Below are 23,870 nucleotides of genomic sequence, written 5' to 3'. Positions count from 1 at the left end.
GACAACGGCGACACCGTCACCATCGCCGACTCCGCCGACCCCACCCAGGCCACCTACCAGATGAACACCGACACCCTCGCCAACTGGATCGCCACCCGCGGCTACTCCGCCACCAGCTGACGATCCAACAACCGAACACCCGAAGGGCCGACCCCGTGCCGGGGTCGGCCCTTTTTGGCACGTCCCCACCCGGCCGGGCCTGTGCCGCAGAGCGCGCGACGCACCACCCGGTGCCGGCGGAGCAAGGTTGGACATCTGGTGCGTAAACGCAGGTCGGGCGACTCGCGAGGGTTCGGGATCGGCACCAGCGAGCGGTGCCGCAGCTATTGACACTCCCGGCCGCCCGACGTACGGTCCCCCATACCTGTACATGGTTGTCCATGAACAAGAGGCGGGCATGAAGATTGCAGTGGTAGGCAGCTACGGAGCCGGGTTGACCATGCGGGTGCCCCGCGCCCCGGTCGCGGGCGAGACCCTCTCCGGCGGCCGGTTCGCCTCCGGCCACGGCGGCAAGGGGTCGAACCAGGCCGTGGCCGCTGCCCGTCTCGGCGCGGAGGTCAGCTTCCTGACCGCCGTCGGCCGGGACCAGTTCGGCACCGCAGCACGCCAGCTCTGGGCCGAGGAGGGAATCGACGCCGAGGCGGTGCGGATCACCGACGCGGCCACCATGGTCGGCTTCATCCTCGTCGACGACGACGGCGAGAACCGGATCGCGATCGCGCCCGGCGCCCTCGACGAGCTGACCCCGGCCGACGTCGACCGGTTCGCCGACCGCATCGCCGAGGCGGATCTGGTCGTGGTCAGCCTGGAGATCCCGCTGCCGGTCGCGCTCGCCGCACTGCGTACCGCTCACAAGCACGGGGTTCGTACGCTGCTGAACCCCGCCCCGGCCGTGGCGCTGCCCGACGAGGCATGGGAGTGGATCGGCGTACTCACGCCGAACGCCAGCGAGGCCCGGGTGCTGGCCGGCCTGGACCCGGACGACCCCACCACCGCCGAGCAGCTGATCGACCTGCTGCGGGCCCGCTACACCGGCACCATCGTGCTGACCCTCGGCGCCGAGGGCGCCCTGGTGGATGACGCCGGGGAGCGGAACCGGGTCACGCCGGTCACCGTGCCACGGGTGGTCGACACCACCGGCGCCGGCGACGCCTTCACCGGCGCGCTCGCCGTCGCCCTGACCCGGGGTGACGACCTCACCGAGGCGGCCCGGTACGCCGCCGCGGCCGGTGCCCACGCCGTCGGAGTCGCCGAGGTCATACCCGCCCTGCCCGGCCCGGACGACATCGCGGCCCTGTTGAGGAGATGAGAGAGATGGCCCAGATGACCGCGCCGGCGGCGGCCCCGAAGGCGCCCGCCGCCGATCCCCGCCCCTCGCTCTTCCAGCGTTTCCTGCACGCCCGCGAGGCCAGCACCTTTCTCGCCCTGGTCGTGCTCTTCGCGCTGGGCACCCTGATCGCTCCGGGTTTCCTCGGGACCAACAACTTCCTCACGGTCGGCCAACAGATCGCCCAGATCGGCATCATGGCGATCGGGGTCACCTTCGTCATCATCAACGCGGAGATCGACCTTTCCGTCGGCTCGATCTACGGCCTCGGTGCCGTGGTCGCCGGCCTGCTGATGACCTCGGATGTGGCCTGGCCCCTCGCGGCCCTCGGTGGGATCGCCGCCGGCGCGGTCGCCGGCCTGCTCAACGGCCTGATGACCGTGGGCTTCGGCATCCCGTCCTTCATCGTCACCCTGGGCACGCTGAGTGTCTACCGGGGCGTGACCCTGCTGCTCAGCGGCGGATCGCCGATCTCGCTGTCCAGCAGTGACCCGAACGTTGCCGAGTTCAACCTGCTCGGTCAGGGCAAGCTCTTCGGCCTGCTGCCGATGCAGCTGGTCATCTTCGCCCTCGTCGCCGCGCTCGGAGCGATCGTGCTGTCCCGCTCGCGCTACGGGTTCAACACCTACGCCGTCGGCGGCAGCGCCGAGGCCGCCCGACTCTGTGGCATCAACACGGCCCGGGTGAAGATCACCGCATTCACCCTCTCCGGCACCCTCGCCGGGCTCGCCGGCGTCCTCGGTCTCTCCTTCCTCTCCTACGTGCAGGGCGTCACCGGCACCGGGATGGAGCTCGTCGCCATCTCCGCCGTGATCATCGGTGGTGCGGCCCTGTTCGGCGGCTCCGGGACGATGCTCGGCACCGTCATCGGCGTCGCGTTCATCGGTGTCCTGCAGAACATCCTCAACCTGCGCGGCATCTCCTCCTTCTGGCAGACCGTGGCGACCGGCGGCGTGATCGTCCTCGCCGTGGCCGCCGACAACTGGCTGCGCAGACGCTCCGGGCGCCGCTGACCCCGCGTCGGTACGCCCCCGGCACCTCCCCCACCTAATGCAAAGGAGCCACCACGATGAGACTGTCCCTCAAACGCCGGATCGCCGTCGCCGCGACCCTCGGCCTGGCACTGATGGCGAACGCCGCCTGCGGCGCGGTCGAGCCCGCCGGCAACACCGCGAAGGGCGACGGCGGTTTCCAACTCGCCGACTACATCTCCGAGGCCGTCGAAAAGGGCGACACCCTCAAGATCCGGCTGAGCTACCACGACCCGTCGCTGGCCTTCGCCGTACCGATCCGGGAGGGCATGGAGCGGGCGGCCCGGGAACTCGGCATCGAGGCCCAGATGATCGGCCCGACCGGCGGCCAGGCCGCTGACCAGGTCGCCGAGCTGCAGACCCTGATCAACCAGAGGCAGATTCACGGCCTGGCCGTCTCGTCGGCCAGCAACGACGCCCTCAAGCCGGTCATCGCCCAGGCGTACGACGCGGGCATCCCGATCATCTCGTTCAACACCAACAACCCCGAGTCCAAGCAGATGGGCTTCGTCGGGCAGGACCTGGTCGCCTCGGGCGAGTCGCTCGCCAAGGAACTGCTCGGGGTCCTCAACGGCAAGACCGGCAAGGTCGTGGTGGTCTCCGTCGACTCCGGCGCCGGTTGGTCCAACGACCGCTTCTCCGGTTTCCAGGCCGGGGTGAAGGACGCCGGACTGGAGATCGTCGGGCCGGTGAACACCGGAAACGAGCCGAGCGCCGCGTACAACACGGTCGAGTCGACGATGGCGGCACAGCGCGACGCGATCGCCCTGGTCTCCCTGGACTGCTGCAGCTTCACGGCCGGAGCAAAGTGGCTCCAGCAGTCCGGAAACGTCGGCAAGATCCACTCTGTCGGCTTCGACGTGCAGCCGCAGACCGTCGAGTACCTCCGCGACGGCGTGGTCGACCTGACCATCAGCCAGGGGCCGGCGGAACAGGGCTACCAGGCGGTCAAGCTGCTGGCCGACTTCCTCAAGAACGGTACGGAGATCAAGGACGTGGACACGGGCGCCCTCGTGGTCACCCGGGACAACCTGGCCGACGTACCGGTGGAGGGCTGACCCGATGACCAGCCCGGCCACGATCACCGCCTCGACGACGGCCGCCGCCGTCGAGGTGACGGGTCTGTCGAAGCACTTCGGATCCGTCCGAGCCCTGCAGGACGTGACCCTGAGCGTCCCCGCTGGCAGCCTCACCGCCGTGATGGGTGAGAACGGTGCCGGCAAGTCGACCCTCATGAAGATCCTGGCCGGGCTGGACAGCCCCACGACCGGCACCGTACGGGTGGACGGCGACGAGGTCCGTCGGTTCGACCCGGCCAACCTGCTCAGCCGGCACCGGGTCGCCCTGGTTCCCCAGGAACTCGCGCTGGCTCAGGACCGGACGGTCGCCGAGAACATCATGCTCGGCGTCGAACCCGGATCCCGGCCGTTTCCGCACCGCCGTCGGATCGACGAGCGCGCCGCGGAACTGCTGGACCGGCTCGCCGTACGCCTCGACCCCCGGCGTTCCGTCCGCGACCTGGACGCCGCCACCCAGCAGTTGGTGGTCATCGCCCGGTCCCTGGCCCGCGAGGCACGGCTGATGATCCTCGACGAGCCGACCTCGATCCTCTCCCCGGCGGAGTCGGAGCGGCTCTTCGAGGTGATCCACTCGCTGCGGGCCGACGGGGTGACGATGCTCTACGTCTCGCACCGGATGCCCGAGGTGTTCGCCCTCTCCCAGCACATCCACGTGCTGCGCGACGGCCGGCACGTCGGGCACTGGCCCACCGTCGAGGTCAGTCCGGACACCGTGGTCGCCGCGATGGTGGGACGGGAACTCGCCGCCGAGTCCGCCCGGCATGACACCCCGGCACCGACCGCCACGGCCACCCCACGGCTGCGTACGCGGGGCATCCGCGGCACCGGCTTCACCGACGTCGACCTGGACGTCGCGCCCGGTGAGGTGGTCGGTGTGGCCGGCCTGCCCGACAGCGGACGGATCGAGCTGCTGCGCGGCATCTTCGGCGCCGACCCGATCAGCGGCGGAGAACTGCAACTGGACGGAAGGACCTTCACCGCGAAGACGCCGCGGGACGCCATCGACGCCCAGGTGGCGTACCTGCCGGGTGAACGCCGGCAGCAGGGGATCCTGCCGACGATGAGCGTCGCGGACAACGTGAACATCCTGACGCTCGGCCGCCGGCAGCGGTTCGGCCTGCTGCGGCGACGCGCCCTGCGCCGCGACGCCGACAAGCGGGCGCGGGAGCTGCGGGTGAAGACCTCGTCCACGTCGCAGGGCATCACCCAGCTCTCCGGCGGCAACCAGCAGAAGGCGCTGCTGGCGCGGTGGCTGTCCATCGAGCCGCGGCTGATGTTGCTGGACGAGCCCACCCGTGGTGTCGACGTTGGCGCCAAGGCGGAGATCTACCGGCTGTTCCGCAGCCTGGCCGACGCGGGGGTCGCGATCCTCGTCTCCTCGTCGGACCTGCCCGAACTACTGACCATCAGCGACCGGATCGTCGTCATGGCCGCCGGGCGCGTGGTCGGTGTCATTCCCGCGTCCGAGGCCACCGAGGAGAAGGTCATGGCCCTGGCCACCGGCGCGCACACCATGAAGGAGAAGGCATGAAACGCAGGGGCGTGCTCAACGCCGAACTGTCCGGGGTACTGGCCTCGCTGGGCCACACCGACCTGCTGCTCGTGGTCGACGCGGGCTTCCCCATCCCGCGTACCGCCCACCGGGTCGACCTGGCCCTGGCCGAGGACCTGCCCTCGCTGACCACCGTGCTCGACCTGGTCGCCGACGAGATCATCGTCGAGGGTGTGGTGGTCGCCGAGGACGTCACCACCCACAACAAGCCGCTCGCTGACTGGCTGGGCCAGCGCTTCCCGGGCGTACCGCTGACCACCCGGCAGCACACCGAGATGCTCGGCGAGCTGGCCCACCAGGCCAAGGCGATCGTCCGGACCGGGGCCTTCAACCCATGGGGCAACGTCGGGCTGATCTGCGGCGTGGACGTGCCGCGCTGGTTCGACGAGCCCGGAGTCATCGTGCCCGACTACTACCGGGACCGGATGTAGCGGCGCAACCACGCGCCACCACGCATCACATTGGAGAAGAACGTGAGCACTGCCATCCTGGCCGACACCGTCACGCCCGCCGCGTTGGCCCCGTACATCCAGCACACCCTGATCGAGGTCGGGGTGACCCGAGACCGGATCGTGGCCCACGCGGAGGAGGCCGTCCGGTACGGCTTCAACGCCGCGATGGTGCCCGGATCCTGGGTACCGGAGGTCGCCGAGGTGCTGCGCGGTACCGGCCTCGAGATCGCGTCGGCGCTGGACTTTCCCACAGTCGGCGTGACCACCAGCGCCGGAAAGGCCGCCGAGGCGGAGAGTCTGGTACGGGCCGGCGCTACCCAGATCGACATCGGGGTGCAGATCGGCTGGCTGAAGAGCGGGCGGTACGACGCCTTCCGCGACGACATCGCGGGCGTGGTCCGGGCGGCCGGGGTCCCGATCAAGGTGATGCTCGAACTGCCGCTGCTCACCCCGGCTGAGCGGGACACCGCCGTGGAACTGTCCATCGAGGCCGGAGCCGCAGTGCTGAAGAACGCCAGCAGCGGCGCCATCGAGGTGGCCAACCCGGACAGTGTCGCCTACCTGGTGTCGAGGGCACCGGAGGGCGTACGGGTCAAGGCGTCCGGCTCGATCAAGTCGTTCGAGCAGGCGGTCTCCCTGCTGCGCGCCGGGGCCGTGCTGCTGGGCACCAGCGCCGGAGTGGCTATCGTCACGGACACGACCGACGATAAGACCACGAGCTACTGAGCCGCCGTCGCCCCTCGACCCGAGCGTCCGCACCACGATCGGCGTCGAGGGGTGGCGGTCCCCACCGTGGAAGGTGCCATGTCCGACCAGTTACGCCCGGCCGGAGCGGCCGAGCAACTCGACCGCGAAGCGCCGGTGCCACTGCACGCGCAGGTCTCGGAGCAGATCCGGGCCCGGATCATGTCCGGCGAGTGGCCGCCGCACTACCGGCTACGCAGCGAGCCGGAACTGGCGGTCGACCTCGGCATCTCCCGGGGCACACTGCGCCGGGCCCTGTCCACGCTGATCCGCGACGGCCTGCTGGTGCAGGTCCGGGGCCGCGGCACCTTCGTCACCTCCACCGCGATCGAACCCTCCATCGCCCAGAAGCTGACCACTCTCTCCGAGGACTTCGCCCGGCAGGGCGTCGCGGTCTCCACCCAGGTGATCTCCCACGAGCTCATCTCCGCCCCGTCACCCGTGGCGGCCCTGCTCGACCTGCGCCCCGGTCAGTCGGTACTGCGGCTGGAACGGATCCGGTCCCTCTCCCCCGGCCCGGTGGCCCGGCTGGTCAACTACGTACGCGTGGATCTCGCGCCCGGTCTGGAACGGGCCGACCTGACCGATCGCTCCCTGTTCGGGCTGCTGGAGAACGAGTACGGGCTGAAGATCAGCACGGGCCGGCGGACCTTCACCGCGACCGCAGCCTCCGGTGCGACCGCGGCCGCGCTCGAGGTGCCGGAGAGTTTCCCGCTGCTCTACCTCGAACAGATCACCTACCTGGACGACGGCCGGCCGATCGAGTACTCCGACGTGTGGATCCACAGCGAACGGATGCGGGTCACCTCCCTGCTCTCCCGCCGCTGAGCAGCCCCGGTCAGCCGCCGGAGTCGGCCAGCTCGGCGCCCTCCGGGACGGTGTCGTCGTCGCGGCTGGCCAGCCAGCCGTCGGGCAGGAAGACCTTGCCCGGGGAGTTGGTCCGGCCGCGCGGCTGGCCCAACGCCTCCACCGGGAACGGCACGGTCGGATCCAGCTTGCCGAGCAGGTCGTCGAGCTGGGCCAGGCTTTCGATCATGGCCAGGGCGCGGCGCAGTTCGCTGCCGACCGGGAAACCCTTCAGGTACCAGGCGACGTGCTTGCGGAAGTCGGTGCAGCCGTCCCGCTCGCCCCGGGCCACGTTGCGGGCTCCGGCGGTGAACTGCTCGACCAGCAGCTCGGCGTGGCGGCGCATGGTCACCGCCACCTCGCCGAGGCTGGGCAGCCGCCGCTCGGCACTACCCGCGAACGCGGCTTCCAGGTCGGCGAAGAGCCACGGCCGACCGAGGCAACCGCGCCCGATCACCACCCCGTCGACCCCGGTGTGCGCCACCATCCGCAGCGCGTCGTCGGCCTCCCAGATGTCACCGTTGCCGAGCACCGGCACCTCGAGCGCCTGCTTGAGGGTGGCGATGGCGTCCCAGTCGGCGGTGCCCGAGTAGCGCTGCGCGGCCGTACGCCCATGCAGGGCGACCGCGGCGACGCCCGCCTCCTGCGCGGCCAGCCCCGCCTCGACGTACGTCAGGTGGTCGTCGTCGATGCCCTTGCGCATCTTGACCGTGACCGGCACCCCGGCGGGTGAGGCGGCGTCCACCGCGGCCCGCACCAGGCGGGCGAAGAGCCGGCGCCGCCACGGCAGCGCCGCACCGCCGCCGCGCCGGGTCACCTTCGGCACCGGGCAGCCGAAGTTCAGATCGATGTGATCGGCGAGGTCCTTCTCCACCACGATCCGCACGGCGGCGGCGGTGGTCTCCGGATCGGTGCCGTAGAGCTGGAGGCTGCGCGGCGACTCGTCCGCCCCGAAGGCGATCATCCGCAGCGTCTTCGGGTTCCGCTCGACCAGCGCCACCGTGGTGATCATCTCGCAGACGTAGATGCCACCGCCCTGTTCCCGACAGAGCTGCCGAAAACCGACGTTGGTGATGCCCGCCATCGGCGCCAGCACCACCGGCGGCCACACCCGATGCCGCCCGATCGGCAACGGACGCAGCGCTGAAGCAGTCGTCGAGATCACCACCCAAGTGTAAGGAGGGGCCCCCTTTTAACGCCTCGTGCATAGGAGGGGCCCCTTCTTAACGCGACGCATACCACACCCAGCCGAAGATCAGCACGTTGTCCACAACCCGCCTGGTCGTCCACAGGTACGCGGGCCGGGCCGGACACCGACGCGCCGCACCACCGATGCTGCGCCCTATGCGTACCCATCCACCCGAATTCTCCGACCTGGCCGAGCGGCAACAGCAGATCGTCACCCGGCTCCAGTTGCTAACCGCCGGCTTCGACGACATGTACCTGTACCGGCAGACCCGGCGCGGCCTGTGGCAACGGGTCCTCCCCGCGACGTACGCCCTGGTCACCGGCGTCCTGACGGCCGAACAGCGACGGATCTCGGCCGCCCTGTACGCCGGCGGCGAGGCGCAGCTCACCGGCCTGGCCGCCCTCACCTGGTACGGCTTCCGGCAGAGCCCGAGCACCGACGCCGTACACCTGATCGTGCCGCATCACGCGCGCCGCAAGTCGGCGGGTCACGCGGTGATCTCGCGGGCCCTGGCCCTGGACGAACGGGCCCGCGTCACCGCGCTCTACCCGGTCTGCTCGCCGGCCCGCGCGGTGGTCGACGCGGCGCGGGACCTGCGCCAGCTACGTCCGGTGCGGGCCGTCGTGGCCGAGGCCATCCAGCGGGGGTACGCCGACCTCGCGACCCTGGACGAGGAGATCCGTCGGGCTCGGCGCAGCCGGACGGCGCTGGTCAGGAAAGCGTTCACCGAGGTGGTGCAGGGCACGCGCTCGGCGCCCGAGGCCGAGCTGCGGGAGTGCCTCGCGGAGAGCCCGGTGCTGCCGGAGATCAACTGGAATCCCCAACTGCTCGATCCCGGCGGCCGGTCCCTGCCGACGCCCGACGGCTATCTTGCCGATGCGGCGGTGGCGTTGGAGGTCGACTCGCAGGAGTACCACTACCGTCCGGCGGACTGGGCGCGCACTCTCGACCGGCACAACGAGCTGAGCCGGCACGGCATCCTGGTGCTGCACTTCACGCCGGCGCTGATCCGCCGCGAGCCACGCCGGGTGCGGCAGATGATGGCGGACGCGTACGAGTCCCGGCGTGGTCTCGGTGCCGCCACCCGGGTACGGGTCCTGCCCTGAGTGTTAAGAAGGGGCCCCTCCTCTACGCCATGCGTTAAGAAGGGGCCCCTCCTTACATCTCAGCAGCCGGGGAGGTGGTCGAGGAGGTAGCGCTCGACCTGGTCCAGGGCGATGCGCTCCTGGGCCATGGTGTCCCGGTTACGGATCGTTACGGCGTTGTCGTCCAGGGTCTCGAAGTCGACGGTGACGCAGAACGGGGTGCCGATCTCGTCCTGCCGGCGGTAGCGGCGGCCGATCGCCTGCGAGTCGTCGAACTCGACCACCCAGCGCTTGCGCAGCTGCGCGGCGAGGTCCTTCGCCTTGGGCGAGAGCGCCTCGTTACGCGACAGCGGCAGCACCGCCACCTTGACCGGGGCCAGACGCGGGTCGAAGCGCATCACGGTCCGCTTGTCCACACCGCCCTTGGTGTTCGGCGCCTCGTCCTCGTCGTACGCCTCCAGGAGGAACGCCAGCACCGCGCGGGTCAGGCCGGCGGCCGGCTCGATCACGTACGGCACCCAGCGCTCGCCCTTGGTCTGGTCGAAGTACGACAGGTCGACGCCGGAGTGCTTGCTGTGCGTGGACAGGTCGAAGTCGGTGCGGTTGGCGACACCTTCCAGCTCGGCGAACTCGCTGCCCCCGAACTGGAATCGGTACTCGATGTCGACGGTGCGCTTGGCGTAGTGGGAGAGCTTCTCCTTGGGGTGCTCGTAGAAGCGCAGGTTGTTCTCCGCCAGGCCGAGGTCGACGTACCAGTTCCAGCGCTCGGCGAGCCAGTACTCGTGCCACTGCTCGTCGGTGCCCGGCTCGACGAAGAACTCCATCTCCATCTGCTCGAACTCCCGGGTGCGGAAGATGAAGTTACCCGGGGTGATCTCGTTGCGGAACGACTTGCCGGTCTGCGCGATGCCGAACGGCGGCTTCTTGCGGGCCACCGTCTCGACGTTCTTGTAGTTGACGAAGATCCCCTGGGCGGTCTCCGGGCGCAGGTAGTGCAGGCCCTCGTCGCTCTCCACCGGGCCGAGGTAGGTCTTCATCAGGCCGTTGAACATCTTCGGCTCGGTGAAGGTGCCCTTGTTGCCGCAGTTGGGGCAGTTCAGCTCGGTCAGCGAGGCCGGCAACTTGCCGTGCTTGGCCTCGTACGCCTCCTCCAGGTGGTCGGCCCGGAACCGCCTGTGGCAGGACTGGCACTCGGTCAGCGGGTCGACGAAGGCCTCCAGGTGGCCGGAGGCGGCCCACACGTCGCGGGCCAGGATCACGGCGGAGTCCAGCCCGACCACGTCGTCACGCTGCTGGACCATGGTCTTCCACCACTGCCGGCGGACGTTCTCCTTGAGCTCCACGCCGAGCGGACCGTAGTCCCACGCCGATCGGGTGCCTCCGTAGATCTCGCTGGAGGGGAAAACGAAGCCTCGGCGCTTGGCGAGGCTGACAACGGCGTCGATTCGGTCGGCTGGCATTGTTCCTCCTACGCCGACTGGCGGTCGGCGGGGACGCGATGGGATGGCTGGCAGGGTACCGGGACCACGGTACGACCCGTGGGTTTCCCGAACCCAGCACATTACCTGCGACCGGTCAGTTGACTCCGCAGACCTCCATGCCACCGGTCTGCTGGTCCTGCTGGAGCACCACCTGCTGGCGCTCCTGACCGCCGCCGGCGTAGGTCACGTCCACCGGCACGGTGAGCGTGTTGATGTCCACCTGGCCGACCTTGTAGGAGGAGATCTGCGGCTCGGCGGCGGTCCGGCGTTCGAACTCCTGCCGGGACTCGCGGCGCTTGGCGTCCTCACACAGCTGGTCGTACGCCCGGCCGAACTGGCCGTCGGACAGGGCCCGGAAGTAGTCGTCGGAGACCGTGCGGCCCTGCTCCTCGATCGCCTGCGCCCCGCTGACCAGCAGGCCGACCACCGCGCTGCCGCCGCCACCGCAACAGATCAGCACGGCCAACGCGCCAGCGCCGAGACCGAGCCAGAGCCGGGACCGACCGCCCTCCGTCGGCGGTGCCGCGAACGGCGGGACGACCCCCGGGCCCTGCGGCGGCGTCGGAACCCTCGACTCGGAGTCACCCGTGGCGGGATGTGGCGATGGGGCTGCCGGTCCGGGAGCGGTCATGGAAGCCAGCGTAGTGCCCGGTGGCTCAGCGGTAAGGACCCACAGCCCGATCGCTGGCGACCACCACCACGTCTCCACCCGGGGCGGCGGTGGCCAACGCCTCGTACGCGGACGGCTCGTCGACGCTCTCCGCGAGCAGCGGCACCGCCGTGATCTTGACGTCGAAGCCACCGAGGGCCCGGCGGTAGGTGCCGACCGACTCCCACTCGGTGACCAGGCACCAGTGCCGAGGGTCGTCCAGCGCCCGGACCAGTTGACCGCGCAGGTAACCGGGCCGGGCGGCAAGCGCCGCGAGGGCCGCGTGGGCCCGATCGGTGAACGCCACGGCGGCCTCTTCGTCGACCACGAACCGGTTGGTCACCAGCACCGGGTCCTCCTCCTCGTAGAGTCTGTGGAATGCAGCGTACGCAGAGCGGGATCGCCGGCCGGTTGGCCCGGGCCAACCCCACGACGGTGTTCCTGGTCACCCTGGCCCTGGCCCTGGTCGCGTTCTTCACCCCGGGCGTGCTCGGCGGGCTGCTGACCCTGCTGCTCGCCGGCGCGGTGGCCGCCGTGCTGATGACGACCTGGCGGGTGCAGACGCCCCCGACCCGGGCGATCCGGCTGCTGGTGCTGACCCTGCTGGTCACCACCGGCCTGATAAAGCTGCTGTGAGCGCCCGGATAGAGCTGCTGTGAGCGCCCGGATAGAGCTGCTGTGAGCGCCCGGTCGAAGCCGCGGTGAGCGGAGTTTCCCAGGCCTCGGGCCTTCGCTGACATGCATGCATGCGTTTTTGACAATCATTGTCGTTCTCGCGGAGAGTCGGTGTCATGAGATTCCACCCGACCCCGCGCGCCCTGGCCGCCGGCACAGCCGCCCTGCTCGCCCTGGCCGGCCTCACCGCCTGCGCGGCCGACGACGGCTCGGCCGGGGGCGATCCGCAACGGGTCGACGTGGTGGCCGGTTTCTACCCGTTGCAATTCCTCGCCGAGCGGATCGGCGGAGACGCCGTGGCGGTGATCAATCTGGCCCGGCCCGGCGCCGATCCGCACGACCTGGAACTCAACCCGAGCCAGGTCGGGCTGATCAGCGAGGCGGAGCTGGTCGTCGTCCTGCACGGCTTCCAGCCGGCGGTGGACGAGGCGGTGCAGCAGAACGCCGGTGATCGCGCCTTCGACGTGGCCACCGTCGAACCCCTGCTGAACGCCGCCGCCGGCGGCCACGACCACGGGGAGGAGCACGCCGAGGAGGAGCCGAAGGGCGCCAAGGACCCGCACGTCTGGCTCGACCCGACCCGGCTGGCCACCATCGGCGACAAACTGGCCGAGCGGCTCGGCGCCATGAACCCGGAGCGGGCCGGCGAGTACACGCAGCGGGCGGCCGCCCTGCGTACCGAGTTGGAGACGCTGGACACCGAGTTCGCCGAGGGGCTGAAGACCTGCCAGCGCCGGGAGATCGTGGTCAGCCACACCGCCTTCGGCTACCTGGCGCAGAAGTACCAGTTGGAGCAGATCGGCATCACCGGGCTCTCACCGGAGAACGAGCCGTCGCCGCAGCGGCTGGGCGAGGTGATCCGGGAGGCCCGCGAGCACCAGGCCACCACGATCTTCTTCGAGACCCTGGTCAGCCCGAAGGTGGCCGAGACCATCGCCCGGGAGGTGGGTGCCCGGACCGCGGTACTGGATCCACTCGAGGGCCTGTCCACCGACAGCGGCGAGGACTACCTTTCGGTCATGCGCACCAACCTGGAGACCCTGCGGACCGGGTTGAGCTGCTCGTGACGCCCGAGGTCATCTCCGTCACGCACGGCGTGGTCGGGTACGACGGCCGCCCCGTGCTCCGGGACGTCTCGCTGACCGTGACCGCCGGCGAGGTGGTGGCGATCCTCGGCGCCAACGGGTCCGGCAAATCGACCCTGGTCCGCGCCGTGCTCGGGCTGGTGCCGCTCAGCGCCGGCTCGGTGACCCTCTTCGGCCAGCAGGTGCGCCGGTTCCGGCAGTGGCATCGGGTCGGGTACGTCCCGCAGCGTCTCGGCGCGGGCAGCGGCGTGCCGGCCACGGTCGCCGAGGTGGTCGCCTCCGGCCGACTCGCCCGGCGCGGCATCCTGCGCCCACCCGGGCGGGCCGACCGGGAGGCGGTCGCCGAAGCGCTGCGCGCCGTGGGCCTGGCCGACCGGGCGAAGGACCCGGTGGCCACCCTCTCCGGTGGGCAGCAGCAGCGCACCCTGATCGCCCGCGCCCTGGCCGGTCGACCCGAACTGCTGATCCTCGACGAGCCGACGGCGGGCGTCGACACGGCCAGCCAGGAGGCGTTCGCCGGGGCGCTGCGCGGCTTCGCCACCGACGGGGGCACCGTACTGCTCGTCGCCCACGAACTCGGTCCGCTCCGGCCGCTGATCAGCCGCGCGGTCGTCGTACACCAGGGGGTTGTCGCGCACGACGGCACGGTGCCGGATCCGGCCGGCCACCACGCGGCGCCGGACCACGACCACGTGCACCCGCACGGTCCCGAGGAGCCCGCCGGGCTGTGGAGCACAACGTGAGTCTCTTCCAGTACGAGTTCATGCTGCGCGCCCTGGTCGGCGCGCTGATCATCGGCCTGGCCGCGCCGGCCCTCGGCATCTACCTGGTGCAGCGGCGGCTGGCGCTGATCGGGGACGGCATCGGGCACGTCGCGCTGACCGGCGTCGGCGCCGGCCTGCTCTTCCAGACCTCGCCGGTGATCATGGCGGTGCTCGCGGCCACCATCGGGGCCATCGCCATCGAGCTGATCCGCGAGCGCGGGCGCACCTCCGGTGACCTGGCGCTCGCCCTGCTCTTCTACGGCGGCATCGCCGGCGGCGTGGTGCTGGTGGGGCTCTCCGACAGCACCAGCGCCAACCTCAACGCGTACCTGTTCGGGGCGCTGACCACGACCTCCCGCGACGACCTGGTCACCATCGCGGTACTCGGCGCGGCCGTGCTGATCGCGATGCTCGCGTTGCGACCCGCGCTCTTCGCGGTCTGCCACGACGAGGAGTACGCCCGGGTCTCCGGCCTGCCGGTGCGCGGGCTCAACCTGCTGCTCGCGATCACCACCGCGATCACGGTGACGATCGCGATGCGGGCGGTCGGCGTCCTGCTGATCAGCGCGTTGATGGTTGTCCCGGTGGCCACCGCCCAGCAGGTGACCCGGGGTTTCCGCGCCACCATGGCGGCGGCGATGGTGCTCGGCCTGTTCGCCGCCGGAGCCGGGATCTGGCTGGCGGCGGTCGCCGACACCGCGCCCGGCGCCTCGGTGGTGGTGCTCGCGATCGCCTCGTTCATCGTGGTCACCCTGCTCGCGGCCGGCTGGCGCCGGATCCGCCGGGCGCGGCCGGAGCCGGCACCCGCCCCCGAACCGCACGAGGTGGTGCTCGGCGGATCCTGATCACGCGCACCGCTTCGGTGTTGGTTACCGTTGCAGGGTGACCAACGGATCCAGCTACGACGCGTACGAGGGCGCCAGCGAGCTCCTGCGCGCCCTCTCGGCGCCGATCCGGCTGGCCATCGTCAGCGAACTGGCCGGCGGTGAGCGCTGCGTACACGAGCTGGTCGACACCCTCGGGGTAGCGCAACCGCTGGTCTCACAGCATCTGCGGGTGCTCCGCGGCGCCGGGGTGGTGCGCGGTTCCCGGCGCGGCCGGGAGATCGCGTACACCCTGGTCGACGAGCACGTCGCGCACATCGTGGCGGACGCGGTCAGCCATGCCGGGGAGGGATCATGAGCCTCCGTAACACCCGTCAGCGGTCGGCGGTGAGCGCCCTGCTGGCCGAGGTGGAGGGCTTCCACAGCGCCCAGGACCTGCACGCGATGCTGCGTGATCGTGGCGAGCGGGTCGGGCTGACCACGGTCTACCGGACGCTGCAGGGCCTGGCCGACGCGGGCGAGATCGACGTGATGCGCCCACCGGGCGGCGAGCACCTCTACCGCCGCTGCAGCGAGGGCCACCACCACCACCTGGTCTGCAAGGCCTGCGGCTGGACGGTGGAGGTCGCCGGCCCCGCGGTGGAGACCTGGGCCGAACGAGTGGCCGCCCAGCACGGCTTCACCAACGTCAGCCACACCCTGGAAATCTTCGGCACCTGCCCCCCCTGCTCCCCCTAACCCCCTAACCCCCCTCCCCCCACCCCCGCCCTCGCCCCCTCGCCCCACGCCCTCGCCGATCTTGTAGTTTTGGTCGGGACAAATGCGGCAGAAGCGGGCGTATCAGCGACCGAAAGTGCATGATCGCCGCAGTCACCGCCGTCTTGCCGACCTCGATGTCGACGGCGCGAGGGTGTGGGCTCGGGATGCTGGGCGCGCGGGGACGTGGGACGCTGTGCGGCGTGAAGATCTACGCTGATCGTTTTCCGAACGCGTTCCGCCAGTTCCTCACCGATCTACTCGTCGTCGTCTGGGTGTACGCGTCGATCCGAGGCGCGCTCTGGCTGCACGACCTGGTGCAGAAGCTGGCCGTACCCGGGCAGAAGCTGGAGGGGGCCGGCGGCGGGCTGGCCGACAACCTCGCCGAGGCCGGCGGCAAGGTCGGCCGGGTGCCCCTGGTGGGCGACGAACTGACCGCGCCCTTCGAGCGGGCCGCCGATGCCGCCCGATCACTCGCCGAGGCCGGGCGGGACCAGCAGGAACTCGTCGACCGGTTGGCCCTGGCCCTGGCCGTCGGGCTGCTGATCGTGCCGCTCGGGCTGGTGCTGTTCGGCTGGCTGCCGCTGCGGGTGCGCTGGATGTGCCGGGCCGGCTCGGCGGCGGCGCTGGCCGCCGCTCCCGTCGGCCGGGACCTGCTGGCCCTGCGCGCCCTCGCCGGACAACCGCTACGCCGGCTGACCCGGATCAGCCCCGACGTGGCCGAGGCCTGGCGCCAGGGCGACGAGCAGACCATCAACGCCCTGGCCGCCCTCGAACTACACCACCTGGGCCTCCACCCCCCACCCCCACCCGCCACCCCCACCCCGCGTTGACCCCCACCCCGCCTGACCCCCACCCCTCGTTGATCATGAGGTTAGCGGCACTTTGAAGATCGACCACTGCCGCTAACCTCATGATCAACGGAGTGAGAAGGGGGGTGGGGGGGTCAGGCGGGTGGGGGTGGGGGGATGCGGCGGCGGGCCGGGGTGGGGGTGACGGTGGTGGAGGGGCCGGGGGTTACGGGGGTCACCCAGGGAAGGTCGCCGGGTGGAGGGATGATGCCCTCCTCCAAGGCGATGTAGCGGCCCGCGAGGATCCGTCCGGCCGCCATCACGTCGAGCGAGTCGGTGTTCTGCCACAGGGCGGTGAACAGCGCGTCGACCCGGACCCGGGCCTGGCGGCAGAACAGGTCGGCCAGCTCCACGTTCTCCGGACGCTGCTGCCGCTGCGCGGACGCCCGGACGCAGACCGCGCTCATCGCGAACAACTCGGCGCCGATGTCCACCACCCGGCCGAGGAACGCCTGCTTACGCTCCAGCTTGCCCTGCCACCGGGACATCGCGTAGAAGGTGGACCGGGCCAGCTTCCGCGAGGCGCGCTCGACGTGACGCAGGTGCCCGGCCAGTGGGCCGAAGTCCGCGTACGCCGTCGGTTGCTGGCCCTTGCCGACCGCGAGGGTCGGCAGCCAGCGCGCGTAGAATGCACCCGCCCGAGCGGCCGCCTTCGCCTTGCGGTCGAGCCCGGCGTCCGGGTCGATGATGTCCCCGGCGACGGAGAGGTGCGCGTCCACCGCCTCACGGGCGATCAGCAGGTGCATGATCTCGGTGGAGCCCTCGAAGATCCGGTTGATTCGCAGGTCCCGCAGGAGCTGCTCGACCGCGGCCGGGCGCTCGCCCCGGGCGGCCAGCGACTCGGCCGTCTCGTATCCCCGGCCGCCGCGGATCTGGACCAGCTCGTCGGCGACCCGCCACGCCATCTCGCTGGCGTAGAGCTTCACCAGCGCCGCCTCGATCCGGATGTCGTTGCGGTCGTCGTCGGCGAGCAGGCAACACAGCTCCAGCATGGTCTCCATGCCGTACGTGGTCGCGGCGATGAAGGACAGCTTCTGCGCCACCGCCTCGTGCTCCCCCACAGGCCGGCCCCACTGCACCCGCTCGGCGGACCACTCCCGGGCCACGTTCAGCGCCCACTTGCCGGCACCCACGCACATCGCCGGCAGCGACAACCGGCCCGTGGTCAGCGTGCTCAGGGCGATCCGCAGCCCCTTGCCCTCGCCGCCGATGACGTTCTCGTTCGGCACGAACACGTCGTGGAAACGGGTGAGGCTGTTCTCCAGGCCACGCAGGCCGAGGAAGGCGTTGCGCCGCTCGACGGTGATGCCCTCGGCGTCGCCGTCCACCACGAAGGCGGTGATCCCGCCCCGGCGGCCCTCGGCCTTCGGCACCCGGGCCAGCACCACCAGTTGGGTGGCCACCGTGCCGTTGGTGGCCCAGAGCTTGACGCCGTTGATCCGGTAGCCGGTGCCGTCCGGGGTCGGCTCAGCCGTGGTCGCCAGGCGGGCCGGGTCGGAGCCGACGTCCGGCTCGGTGAGCAGGAAGGCGGAGACCTCACCGGCCGCCAGCCGGGGCAGGAACCGCTGCTTCTGCTCGTCGGTGCCGAACATCTTCAGCGGCTGCGGTACGCCGATCGACTGGTGTGCCGACAGCAGCGCGCCGATCGCCGGGCTGACCGAGCCGACCAGCATCAACGCCCGGCAGTAGTGCAGGTTGGTCAGCCCCAGCCCGCCGTACTCCTGGCCGATCTTCATGCCGAACGCGCCGAGCCGGGCCAGCCCCTGGAACACCTCGTCGGGAATGCGCGCGTCCCGTTCGATCGCCGCGCCGTCCACCTCGGAGGTGAGGTAGTCGCGCAGCCGGCCGAGGAACTCCCGCGCCCGTTCCTCCTCCGCCGGGTCGGGCCGGGGCCACGGGTCGATCAGGTCGAGCCGCAACCGGCCGAGGAAGAGTTCCTTGCCGAAGCTGGGTCGGTCCCAGGTGGTCTGCCGGGCCGACTCGGCGACCTGGCGGGCCTCCTTCTCGGACACCTGGCCCGCCGCGCCCAGCCGAGGATCGACGCCAGCGGCGCCCGGCGGAGCATCGGCGCCCGGCGGAGGATCGACGCCCGCTGCGGCTGGCGGCGGGGCGGCGTTACGGCTGTCGGTGGCTGACGGACGACGGTTCTCGGCAATGGCCACGGCAAACCCCCGGGCTGGTCCGGTCATTCTGACTGTTCCGCCTGCTCAACAGGCTACCCGCGGTTGTTACCCAAAGGTAGTGACAGATATCCGCTCAATCGTTGGCGAGTCCGCTGGGATCCTCGTCGTCGTCGATGTCGTCGTCGCCCCAGTTGCGCCGCGAGAACGGCAGGATCAGCCAGAAGGCCAGGAACCAGAGCCCGGTGACCGCGCTGAGCAGGAAGGCGATCGGCCGGTCGAGCACGAAGTCGGTGATCAACAGCACCGAGCTGACCATCGCGACCAGCATGAAGGCGAGCCCGCCGCTGGCCATCCGGTGCGCGAAGCGCACCAGCTCCGGCTTGCGTCCCTGACGGAACAGCGCCCGGTGGAACGCCACCGGAGAGATGATCATCGCGGTGGCGCCGGCCGCCGCGAGCAGCGCGACGATGTAGACGTCGCGCTGGAACGGCGTGGTCCGGCCGAACCCGTTGCTGAAGGGCAGAGTCAGCAGGAAGGCGAAGAGGATCTGAACACCGGTCTGCGCGACCCGCAACTCCTGGAGCAGGTCGGCGAAGTTGCGCTGCCACCGCTGCTTCTCGGTTTCCTTCGACACGCGTACCTCCGACAGGGCACCGACTCCGCGTCGGTGGCACAGGCTGATGCCGTTACCTTTCAGTGTGCTTTGGTGAGCACACGATCAGCAGTCCCGCCTTGCGGTGGGACGGTCCCGGTCTGAGTGGCGGATGCCGTGCCGGGTTGACGTTTCACGGCCATCTGCCCGCGTGGGCGGGTCTTCTGGTTGGCTCCACGTCCTGCCGCCGGGCCACTCCCGGCGGTTGCCGCCGCGAGGGCGGCCAGGTTGAGCGAGGCGTTGCGGTCCCGGTCGATGACCAGGCCACACGCCTGGCATTCGTACTCGCGCTCGGACAGGGCCAGCTTGGTTTTCACCGCGCCGCAGCCAGAGCAGGTCTTGGAGGACGGATACCAGCGGTCGGCCACAACGAGCCGCCCGCCGTTCCACGAGGTTTTGTATGCCAACTGTCGGCGGATCTCTGCGAATCCGGCGTCGGCGATGTGCCGGGCCAGCCGCCGGTTACGCAGCATCCCCGCCACGTTGAGGTCTTCCACCACGACCGTGCCGTACGTCGCGGCAAGTCGGGTGGTGAGCCTGTGCAGGCCGTCGCGGCGTAGGTTCGCGACCCGGGCGTGCGCACGCCCGAGCCGGGCCGCCGCACGCTGCCACCGGTTCGACGCCCGTTGGCCGGTGCGGCGGTCCGGGCCGGTCTTACGTGACAGCGCCCGACCCAGCCGCCGCAGCCGCTGCTGGGCGCAGGTCAAATGGCGCGGGTTCTCGACCAGTTCCCCGGTCGAGAGCACCGCCAGGTGCCTGATCCCGACGTCTACCCCGACCACCGACCCGGGTTGGGCCGGTGCCCGCTCGGTCCGCTCGACCTCGACGGTGAACGACACATGCCACCACCCGCCGTCACGACGCACCGTCGCCGACAGGATCCGGGCGGTGCCCGCCTCCAGACGGCGGGCGAGTTTGCGGGCGGATTCGTGCAGCTTCAACCGGCCCAGCCGGGGCAACACGACGTGCATCCGGTCGGCCTCGACGCAGACCGTCCCGGTAGTGAACCGCACCGACGGTACGCTGCGGCGACGCGACTTGAACCGGGGAAACCCAACCGACCGACCAGCCCGCCTACCCGTGCGGGAGTCCGCCCAGTTCCTCAACCCACGCGCCAGCGCGTCCAGGCCAGTGTTGAACGCCTCTTTGGACACCTCACCCCACCACGGCGCGACCTCAGCCTTGGCCTGGTTCCACGCCCGCCGCAACGCCGGCAACGACCAGAACAGCGACGGAGTCAACAGCTCGTCAGGGATACCGTAGGTGCGTTCCGCCGCCCGTTGATCCATCACCGCCTTGACCCGGGCCAGAGCCCAGTTGTACGCCACCCGCGCGGCCCCAGCATGCGCGAGCACCGCCCGCTCCTGCACCGGAGTGAGGTCAAGAGCGAACCGATACGCCTGGACCGTCCTCACGCCACCCCGTCCGGGTCGACGACGAGCAGGCGGCGGCCCTGCGCGGACAGGGCTGCCTCGACGTACTCAGCGCCGAAGCGGACGAACCGGCCCCGGTGCTCAACCACGATCGCCGTCACGACCGGGTCGCGCAACAGCGCGAGGAACTTCTCGCGGTGCCCGTTCAGCGCTGAGCCGACCTCGGTCACCACCCGCTCCACCGCAAGCCCTCGACCAGTCGCCCATGTCGTAACCCGGGCAACCTGCCGGTCCAAGTCGGTCTTCTGATCGGCCGACGACACCCTGGCATACACCACCGTCTGTCCCGCGTCGGTGGTCGCGCCGGTCACCGGCTCACCAACCATGATCAGACGGCCGACCCGGTACGTGGGAACAGACAGCGTCCCGGCCGCATACTGCCGCCGAGCGGTGACGTACGCGACGCCGGTGGACGCCGCCCATCCCTTCAAATTCACCCGATCACTATAAATGCTCACAAAGGACTAAAGACCCCCGGCGCGGCAGCAGCCGCGCCCCCGCCGCCGCCGACACGAAACCGCCAACGGCGCAGGGAGCCAGCCCCGCCGCTCAGGCGGCGGGACGCACCCGGGCCAGGATCGCCTCGGCCAGCGGCGTCGGCACCTGGTCCGGGATCCAGTGGCTGATCCCGGCCAACTCGACGAACCGGTAGTCCCCACGCACATGGGCGGCGCACGCCTCGGCGGCGGCGCGCCCGATCGCCACGTCCCGGTCGCTCCAGACGAAGGTGGTCGGCACGGTCACCGGGCCGGTCGCCGCCAGGTCCGTCCGGGACATCGCCCGGTACCAGTTCAGCGCCGCGGTCAGGGCGCCGGGCTCGCGCATCGGATCGACGTACGCCGCCAGTCGTGCATCGTCCCCCACCCCGCGCAGCAGCCGGCGCAGCCCGCTGGCGTTCAGGGCCAGCAGCGTCTTCTCGGCCACCCCGGGTCGGCGGAACAGCGCCATGTACGCCGAGCGCGCCTTCTGTTTCGGGTCATGGGTCAGCGCGTACGCCATGGCGGCCGGATGCGACACGGAGACGGCGGTCAGCGTGCGGACCCGCTCCGGGTGGCCGGCGGCCAGCGCCCACCCGACGACGGCACCCCAGTCGTGCCCCACCACGTGGGCGGAGTCGACGCCGAGGGCGTCCAGCACGGCAGCCGCGTCGGCGACCAACTCCGCCAGCCGGTACGCCTCGACCGCTTCCGGCCGCGCCCCGGGCGAGTAGCCGCGCTGGTTCATCGCGTAGGTGCGCAGACCGGCCACATGCAGGGTCGGCATCACGTCGTTCCACTCGCCCGCGTGCTGCGGGAAGCCGTGCAGCAGCAGCACCGGCTCACCGTGCTCCGGACCACCGGTGATGACGTCGAACCGCAGACCCCGGGCATCGATGCGCATGGAGCGCAGCCTACCGAGATGTGCCCGACGTCAGTCGTACTGACGTGTGGGGACGGGCACCTGTCGCCACGATTCGACCTCAAGGTAGGGGATCTCGGCGTCGTTGACCGGGTCACGGCCGATCCGGTCGCTGTACCGGCCGATCACCTCCACCCAGCTGTCGTTCGGCAGCCCGGCCGGCACGTCACCGGTCAGTCCGAGCTTGACCGGCCGGCCGTCGGCGGCGCAGCAGGAGAGCACCATCCGGGCCAGGATCGGCTCGTTGTCGGCCCCGGTGGCGATGAATCCGGTGAGCAGCACCCGCCGGTCGCCGATCGAGGTACCCCGGTCGAACAGCGCCCGCGCGGCGTAGTCGAGGACGGTGACCGGCGCGGGGTCTCCATCGGGCAACGGTGGGTAGTCCGACTGTCGCGGCGCGCTCAGCGCGGTGCCGGTCTGCTCCGCCGCGTACGAGCCGAGGGCCGGCGGGGCGACCAGCAGCAGGCCGAGCACCGGCAGGATGAGCAGCCAGCCCACGCGCGGCTCGTGGTGGCCGTGCCCGGGTCCGTCATCGCCGTCGGGCCCGTGCCCAGCGGCGACGCCGGGATCGGGGACGTCGCCGGGATCGGGGGCGTCGGGACGGGCCGGGCGCAGTTCGTACCACAGGGTCATGATCGCGGCGACCACCAGCAGCAGGCCGGCGGCGATCAGGAAGGGACGCAGCCCTTCCTTGACGTAGCGCAGGTACAGGTCGGTGACGCTGGCCCGGAGCACCGCGCCACCGAGCAGCAGCAGGACCACCGCCTGCGCCTGCCGGTTCACAGCAGCACCGCCCCGACACCGGCGGCGACCAGCAGGGCGACCGCGAAGGTGGTCGGCGCGAACCGGAGGGCGAACCGCCGGCCGAAGACACCGGCCTGCATCGCGATCAGCTTGAGGTCGACCATCGGCCCCACCACCAGAAAGACCAGTCGGGACGTGAGGGAGAACTGCGACAGCGAGGCCGCGACGAAGGCGTCCGCCTCCGAGCAGAGCGAGAGCAGTACGGCGAGCAGCGCCAGCGCCAGGATCGACAGCCAGGCGTTGTCGGCGAGGGTCTGCAACCAGCGCTGCGGCACCAGCACGTTGATGCAGGCGGCGGCCATCGCGCCGAGCACCAGGAAACCGCCGGCGTGCGTCACGTCGTGCCGGACGGCGCCCCAGAAGGCCCGGCCCCGCGAAGCGTCGTCCAGTTCTGGCCGGCGCGGCATCCGGATCCAGTCGGTACGCCCGAGCCGCAGCCAGAGCCACCCCATCACCATGGCGACGACCAGGCTGGCGAGGCCGCGGGCGAGGACCATCTCGGGGTTGTTCGGGAAGGCGACCGCGGTGGCGGTCAGCACGATCGGGTTCACCGCCGGGGCGGCGAGCAGGAAGGCCAGCGCGGCGGCGGGGGTGACTCCCCGGCGGATCAGCGAGCCGGCGATCGGCACCGACCCGCACTCGCAGCCGGGCAGCACCACCCCGGCCGCGCTGGCCGCCGGCACGGCGAGGGCCGGATGTCGGGGCAGCGCCCGCGCCCAGAACGACCGGGGTACGAAGACCGCGATCACGGCGGAGAGCAGCACTCCGAAGATCAGGAACGGCACCGCCTGCACCATGATCGAGACGAAGACGGTGGTCCAGGTCTGCACGCGTGGGGTGTCCAGCGCGGCGGCCAGCGGTTCCCGGAAGACGACCAGCAGGATCAGCAGCCCGGCCAGCACCTCCACCGAGCCGATCCGGTCGCCGAGCCGCCACCGGGGACCCTCGCCGGGTGGCTCGGGCCGGCTCGCGCCGGAAGTGGCCAGGCCCACCCCGCCCGCCGTGCGGTCCTCCGGTCCGCCGACCGACGCGGCGTCAGTGTCTGCACTCATACGTCGCCTCTCGGCTGT

At 71.0% G+C, this 23,870-nt stretch carries 25 protein-coding genes and 2 pseudogenes; 16 read left to right on the top strand and 11 right to left on the bottom strand.

What is annotated here, in order from left to right; genetic code table 11:
• The 8 genes and pseudogenes from IEY61_RS23575 to IEY61_RS23540 form a co-directional block, all read left to right on the top strand.
• Nucleotides 1–120 (top strand): annotated as a pseudogene (locus IEY61_RS23575) (C39 family peptidase); the annotation flags it as partial.
• 277 nt (nucleotides 121–397) lie between these two features.
• Nucleotides 398–1,309 (top strand): ribokinase, encoded by a 912-nt coding sequence (locus IEY61_RS23570; protein WP_189047955.1) that lies wholly within the window; start codon nucleotides 398–400, stop codon nucleotides 1,307–1,309.
• A 5-nt stretch (nucleotides 1,310–1,314) separates the two neighbouring features.
• Complete coding sequence (locus tag IEY61_RS23565; RefSeq protein WP_229706381.1) at nucleotides 1,315–2,340, top strand: ABC transporter permease; 1,026 nt, start codon at nucleotides 1,315–1,317, stop codon at nucleotides 2,338–2,340.
• Between the two features lie 56 nt (nucleotides 2,341–2,396).
• Nucleotides 2,397–3,416 carry a substrate-binding domain-containing protein gene (locus IEY61_RS23560; RefSeq protein WP_189047952.1) on the top strand — a complete coding sequence of 340 codons (1,020 nt, stop codon included), beginning with the start codon at nucleotides 2,397–2,399 and terminating at the stop codon, nucleotides 3,414–3,416.
• Between the two features lie 4 nt (nucleotides 3,417–3,420).
• Nucleotides 3,421–4,968 carry a sugar ABC transporter ATP-binding protein gene (locus IEY61_RS23555; RefSeq protein WP_229706380.1) on the top strand — a complete coding sequence of 516 codons (1,548 nt, stop codon included), beginning with the start codon at nucleotides 3,421–3,423 and terminating at the stop codon, nucleotides 4,966–4,968.
• Complete coding sequence (gene rbsD / locus IEY61_RS23550; RefSeq protein ID WP_189047950.1) at nucleotides 4,965–5,420, top strand: D-ribose pyranase; 456 nt, start codon at nucleotides 4,965–4,967, stop codon at nucleotides 5,418–5,420. The genes IEY61_RS23555 and rbsD overlap by 4 nt, the downstream gene beginning before the upstream one ends.
• Before the next feature lie 42 nt (nucleotides 5,421–5,462).
• The gene (gene deoC, locus IEY61_RS23545; protein WP_189047948.1) at nucleotides 5,463–6,167 is read left to right on the top strand and encodes a deoxyribose-phosphate aldolase; all 705 of its coding nucleotides are present in this window, start codon (nucleotides 5,463–5,465) and stop codon (nucleotides 6,165–6,167) included.
• Nucleotides 6,168–6,245: 78 nt separating this feature from the next.
• Nucleotides 6,246–7,013, top strand: a complete 768-nt coding sequence (locus tag IEY61_RS23540; RefSeq protein ID WP_189047945.1) for a GntR family transcriptional regulator — start codon at nucleotides 6,246–6,248, stop codon at nucleotides 7,011–7,013.
• Nucleotides 7,014–7,023: 10 nt separating this feature from the next.
• Here the strand turns inward: IEY61_RS23540 and dusB are convergent, their stop codons facing one another.
• Nucleotides 7,024–8,196 carry a tRNA dihydrouridine synthase DusB gene (gene dusB, locus IEY61_RS23535; protein ID WP_373293204.1) on the bottom strand — a complete coding sequence of 391 codons (1,173 nt, stop codon included), beginning with the start codon at nucleotides 8,194–8,196 and terminating at the stop codon, nucleotides 7,024–7,026.
• A gap of 179 nt (nucleotides 8,197–8,375) precedes the next feature.
• On the opposite strand from dusB, the gene IEY61_RS23530 reads away from it, so the two are divergent.
• The gene (locus IEY61_RS23530; protein ID WP_189047941.1) at nucleotides 8,376–9,326 is read left to right on the top strand and encodes a type IV toxin-antitoxin system AbiEi family antitoxin domain-containing protein; all 951 of its coding nucleotides are present in this window, start codon (nucleotides 8,376–8,378) and stop codon (nucleotides 9,324–9,326) included.
• Between the two features lie 59 nt (nucleotides 9,327–9,385).
• On the opposite strand, the gene IEY61_RS23525 is transcribed toward IEY61_RS23530, so the two are convergent.
• The 3 genes from IEY61_RS23525 to IEY61_RS23515 all read right to left on the bottom strand — a co-directional run bounded on the left by IEY61_RS23525 (nucleotide 9,386) and on the right by IEY61_RS23515 (nucleotide 11,784).
• A complete protein-coding gene (locus IEY61_RS23525; protein ID WP_189047939.1) occupies nucleotides 9,386–10,765 on the bottom strand; it encodes a glycine--tRNA ligase in 1,380 nt (459 codons plus the stop codon).
• A gap of 115 nt (nucleotides 10,766–10,880) precedes the next feature.
• Nucleotides 10,881–11,417 carry an Rv0361 family membrane protein gene (locus tag IEY61_RS23520; protein WP_189047937.1) on the bottom strand — a complete coding sequence of 179 codons (537 nt, stop codon included), beginning with the start codon at nucleotides 11,415–11,417 and terminating at the stop codon, nucleotides 10,881–10,883.
• Nucleotides 11,418–11,442: 25 nt separating this feature from the next.
• Nucleotides 11,443–11,784, bottom strand: coding sequence for an antibiotic biosynthesis monooxygenase family protein (locus IEY61_RS23515; protein ID WP_189047935.1), 342 nt, complete (start codon nucleotides 11,782–11,784; stop codon nucleotides 11,443–11,445).
• Nucleotides 11,785–11,813: 29 nt separating this feature from the next.
• Between IEY61_RS23515 and IEY61_RS23510 the strand changes: the two genes are divergently transcribed.
• The 7 genes from IEY61_RS23510 to IEY61_RS23480 all read left to right on the top strand — a co-directional run bounded on the left by IEY61_RS23510 (nucleotide 11,814) and on the right by IEY61_RS23480 (nucleotide 16,372).
• Entirely contained in the window at nucleotides 11,814–12,071 is a 258-nt protein-coding gene (locus IEY61_RS23510; protein ID WP_189047933.1) for a hypothetical protein, read from the top strand.
• A gap of 155 nt (nucleotides 12,072–12,226) precedes the next feature.
• The gene (locus IEY61_RS23505; RefSeq protein ID WP_189047931.1) at nucleotides 12,227–13,177 is read left to right on the top strand and encodes a metal ABC transporter substrate-binding protein; all 951 of its coding nucleotides are present in this window, start codon (nucleotides 12,227–12,229) and stop codon (nucleotides 13,175–13,177) included.
• Nucleotides 13,174–13,938, top strand: coding sequence for a metal ABC transporter ATP-binding protein (locus IEY61_RS23500; RefSeq protein ID WP_189047928.1), 765 nt, complete (start codon nucleotides 13,174–13,176; stop codon nucleotides 13,936–13,938). Before IEY61_RS23505 ends, IEY61_RS23500 begins: the two co-directional genes overlap by 4 nt.
• Nucleotides 13,935–14,804 carry a metal ABC transporter permease gene (locus IEY61_RS23495; protein ID WP_189047926.1) on the top strand — a complete coding sequence of 290 codons (870 nt, stop codon included), beginning with the start codon at nucleotides 13,935–13,937 and terminating at the stop codon, nucleotides 14,802–14,804. Before IEY61_RS23500 ends, IEY61_RS23495 begins: the two co-directional genes overlap by 4 nt.
• Before the next feature lie 37 nt (nucleotides 14,805–14,841).
• Complete coding sequence (locus IEY61_RS23490; RefSeq protein ID WP_189047924.1) at nucleotides 14,842–15,141, top strand: ArsR/SmtB family transcription factor; 300 nt, start codon at nucleotides 14,842–14,844, stop codon at nucleotides 15,139–15,141.
• Nucleotides 15,138–15,521 (top strand): Fur family transcriptional regulator, encoded by a 384-nt coding sequence (locus tag IEY61_RS23485; RefSeq protein WP_189047922.1) that lies wholly within the window; start codon nucleotides 15,138–15,140, stop codon nucleotides 15,519–15,521. Before IEY61_RS23490 ends, IEY61_RS23485 begins: the two co-directional genes overlap by 4 nt.
• A 221-nt stretch (nucleotides 15,522–15,742) precedes the next feature.
• A complete protein-coding gene (locus IEY61_RS23480; RefSeq protein WP_189047919.1) occupies nucleotides 15,743–16,372 on the top strand; it encodes a hypothetical protein in 630 nt (209 codons plus the stop codon).
• A 113-nt stretch (nucleotides 16,373–16,485) separates the two neighbouring features.
• Here the strand turns inward: IEY61_RS23480 and IEY61_RS23475 are convergent, their stop codons facing one another.
• The 7 genes and pseudogenes from IEY61_RS23475 to IEY61_RS23445 all read right to left on the bottom strand — a co-directional run bounded on the left by IEY61_RS23475 (nucleotide 16,486) and on the right by IEY61_RS23445 (nucleotide 23,852).
• Nucleotides 16,486–18,579: an acyl-CoA dehydrogenase family protein gene (locus IEY61_RS23475; protein ID WP_189047917.1), complete on the bottom strand. Its 2,094-nt coding sequence runs from the start codon at nucleotides 18,577–18,579 to the stop codon at nucleotides 16,486–16,488.
• A 67-nt stretch (nucleotides 18,580–18,646) separates the two neighbouring features.
• On the bottom strand, nucleotides 18,647–19,147 hold the full coding sequence (locus tag IEY61_RS23470; RefSeq protein WP_189047915.1) for a DUF6328 family protein: 501 nt from the start codon (nucleotides 19,145–19,147) through the stop codon (nucleotides 18,647–18,649).
• 59 nt (nucleotides 19,148–19,206) lie between these two features.
• A complete protein-coding gene (tnpB, locus tag IEY61_RS23465) occupies nucleotides 19,207–20,580 on the bottom strand; it encodes an IS607 family element RNA-guided endonuclease TnpB (protein WP_373293203.1) in 1,374 nt (457 codons plus the stop codon).
• Nucleotides 20,581–20,594: 14 nt separating this feature from the next.
• Nucleotides 20,595–21,035: pseudogene (locus IEY61_RS23460) on the bottom strand (IS607 family transposase); the annotation flags it as partial.
• 112 nt (nucleotides 21,036–21,147) lie between these two features.
• Nucleotides 21,148–21,978 (bottom strand): alpha/beta fold hydrolase, encoded by an 831-nt coding sequence (locus IEY61_RS23455; protein ID WP_189047911.1) that lies wholly within the window; start codon nucleotides 21,976–21,978, stop codon nucleotides 21,148–21,150.
• A 30-nt stretch (nucleotides 21,979–22,008) separates the two neighbouring features.
• Nucleotides 22,009–22,779, bottom strand: a complete 771-nt coding sequence (locus IEY61_RS23450) for a TIGR03943 family putative permease subunit (protein WP_189047909.1) — start codon at nucleotides 22,777–22,779, stop codon at nucleotides 22,009–22,011.
• Nucleotides 22,776–23,852, bottom strand: coding sequence for a permease (locus IEY61_RS23445; RefSeq protein ID WP_229706378.1), 1,077 nt, complete (start codon nucleotides 23,850–23,852; stop codon nucleotides 22,776–22,778). Before IEY61_RS23445 ends, IEY61_RS23450 begins: the two co-directional genes overlap by 4 nt.
• Nucleotides 23,853–23,870: the final 18 nt, after the last annotated feature.

The organism is Micromonospora sonchi (assembly GCF_014646235.1).
Taxonomy (GTDB): Bacteria; Actinomycetota; Actinomycetes; order Mycobacteriales; family Micromonosporaceae; genus Micromonospora; species Micromonospora sonchi.
The sequence above is the reverse complement of the archived record's forward strand: the minus strand, read 5'-3'. Positions and strand labels throughout refer to the sequence as shown.